The following is a 2,397-nucleotide window of genomic DNA, read 5'->3' on the forward strand; positions in this document are numbered from 1 at the left end:
TTTTGTATGCCTAATTATATATAGCAAAAACGACGAGAAAATTAGTTAATCTAATTTCTCGTCGTTTTTATTTAGTGGCTTTTGTCCCAGCCTCTGGATCATCTTATTCGATTAATGCGTCTGGTAGGCGGCCTCTTCTATCACCATAGAAATTTCCGTCTCCTTCTCTTCATTGATTGTGAATTGGGCGATTTCTGTTTTCAGTTTTTCTGCCGTGTCTGAAGTGCCGGATGCAAATGAAGTAATCACTTTTGTCAATGCCTGCTGCTCTTCACTGGATGCGTAGATTTCTTGCGCATTCGCGGCAGACTGTTCGCCAGCAGCAGAAATATCCTGCATCTTATCCGCAATGGACTGGGCGGCGCCGTCAATCTGCGTCAACAGCTCAGATGTAGCGGTCGTCTGTTCCGCAATCTGTTCCATGGTTGACTGAATGTCACGAAACGAATCTTTGGTAACGGCAACGGCCTCTTCCTGAGCCGCCACCGCTTCTTCCGTTCCTTGAATTTTTTCAACGGCCGTCCGGCTTTTCTCACCCGTCACTTGAATGATATCTGCGATTTCTTTGGCGGATGAAGTTGATTTTTCTGCCAACAGCCGCACTTCTTCCGCCACCACGGCAAACCCTTTTCCGGCTTCACCTGCCCGGGCGGCTTCGATGGACGCATTAAGCGCCAACAAGTTGGTCTGTGAGGAAATCGAGTCAATCACGTCTGTGATTGTGCTGACGTTGCCGATTAACCCGCTCAGCTCATTGATGGATTGTTTCAATTCGGCAAACGTGTCCACAATTTTCCGCGTGGTCCGTTCTGACCCTTCCACCGCTTTTTGTCCCTGGGCTACCACTTCCAACGATTGTGCGGCAGAATGGGTCGTGGTTTCCATTCCCTCGCTTGCATACGCAACGTTCCTTGCCATTGCTTTGATTGTTTCTCGTGGGCCTCTGTGAGCGTTTCGGCCATCTCACTGCTTCCAGAAGCAATTTTGTTGACTGCCAGCACCATTTATTGATTGGAATCGGAACTCTCGTTTGCCGAAACAGAAAGGCGGGAGGAATTTCCACCAGTTCTCCATTTGACACCCTTTGATAAATGGCAGCATCGTCCAAAGCCGTCCCCACATCGCTTTGCCGGTTTTCATCAGAACTCTGGGCCAGCACATCTTTGGTATACAGAGAAATGTCCTCTTTGATGGCATGTTGAATGTCGGTCAATACCGAGTCGTCGAATCCGACTTGGAATGTTCCGATAATCCGGTCATTGTCTTTGATGGGAACAACCGCCCGGATGGCCAGACCGCTCGATCCCATTTCCACACCGCTGACGCTTTCCCCGTTCAACGCGGCAGCGACGGAAAGGTTATCCGACTTATTGTCCCCGAACTTTTCGGGATTATGCGCACGGGCGAACACATCGCCTTCGCTGCTTCCCAGTTCCAGGACAGACAATCCGATATCTTCATTCAGCGCAGCGAACAAAGGGCGCAGGATGTCGTCGGTTTTTTCTTTGTCCCCTTCCAAAAAAGCGGCTTTCATTTCAGGGCGCTGCGCATATTTTTCCGCAAGCGTCAGTGCTTCACCCGCTTTTCCATCTTAAAAGTAATCGATGACAGAAACCGTGCCTTTCCCTTCGTTCTCCACTAAAGCGGTCATCTGTTGGACAGTTTGGAAGTATGTAAAGCCCAGTCCCGTCAGCACTGGTGCGATAGACATAATGATAAGCACCAAGGTTAACTTGGTTTTGAGAGAGTTCTTTTTCATACAGTAAATCTCCTTATAAGTAAGTTTGCACACCTATAGGATATCGGCATATTTTTGCTATATTTTACCCCAAAGGCCAAGGAAGATTTATTTTCGCCCCGCATGGTAAACTGATTATAAATAGACTTAAAGGGGGAATGCGGAGATGGTAGAACGAACATTGGTTTTGATCAAACCCGATGCAGTGGAACGGAATTTGATTGGGAGTATTCTGTCGGAGTATGAGCGCAACAACTTGAAGATTATGGAACTGAAGTTGATGCACGTTTCAACAGAATTTGCTCAACGGCATTACGCCGAACATGAAGGGAAACCCTTTTTCAAAGATTTGGTCGCTTATCTGACAAGGAGTCCGCTGGTGGCGCTCATTTTGGAGGGGGAAAACGCGGTCCAGCGTGTCCGGGCGTTGAACGGAAAAACCAACCCGCAAGAATCCGGAGACAACACGATACGGTCGTTATATGGGGTCAGTTTATCCGAAAATACCGTTCATGCATCCGATTCACTGGAAAGCGCCGAACGAGAAATTGCTCTTTGGTTTGCATAAGAAAAACATACTAAGATTAGTAGGTAGAAACCTCGACGGGGGTTTCTGCCTACTATTTTTCTTTTATAGAAGTATAGTAAGGGTGAAAGGA

General features: G+C 47.6%; 3 protein-coding genes and 1 pseudogene. 1 reads left to right on the plus strand and 3 read right to left on the minus strand.

Features of this window, described 5'->3' with window-relative positions:
- Nucleotides 1-111: 111 nt before the first annotated feature.
- From G470_RS0111500 to G470_RS14490, 3 genes and pseudogenes are all read right to left on the minus strand, one after another.
- Nucleotides 112-918 carry a methyl-accepting chemotaxis protein gene (locus G470_RS0111500; protein ID WP_084172196.1) on the minus strand — a complete coding sequence of 269 codons (807 nt, stop codon included), beginning with the start codon at nt 916-918 and terminating at the stop codon, nt 112-114.
- 157 nt (nt 919-1,075) lie between these two features.
- Nucleotides 1,076-1,570, minus strand: a pseudogene (locus G470_RS15065) (cache domain-containing protein); the annotation flags it as partial.
- A gap of 21 nt (nt 1,571-1,591) precedes the next feature.
- Nucleotides 1,592-1,759 carry a hypothetical protein gene (locus tag G470_RS14490; protein ID WP_156908096.1) on the minus strand — a complete coding sequence of 56 codons (168 nt, stop codon included), beginning with the start codon at nt 1,757-1,759 and terminating at the stop codon, nt 1,592-1,594.
- A gap of 145 nt (nt 1,760-1,904) precedes the next feature.
- Between G470_RS14490 and ndk the strand changes: the two genes are divergently transcribed.
- The gene (gene ndk, locus G470_RS0111515) at nt 1,905-2,306 is read left to right on the plus strand and encodes a nucleoside-diphosphate kinase (RefSeq protein WP_028274918.1); all 402 of its coding nucleotides are present in this window, start codon (nt 1,905-1,907) and stop codon (nt 2,304-2,306) included.
- The last annotated feature ends 91 nt before the right edge of the window (nt 2,307-2,397 follow it).

The sequence above is a fragment of the Atopococcus tabaci DSM 17538 genome, from assembly GCF_000429585.1.
In the GTDB taxonomy this organism is placed as follows: Bacteria; Bacillota; Bacilli; order Lactobacillales; family Carnobacteriaceae_A; genus Atopococcus; species Atopococcus tabaci.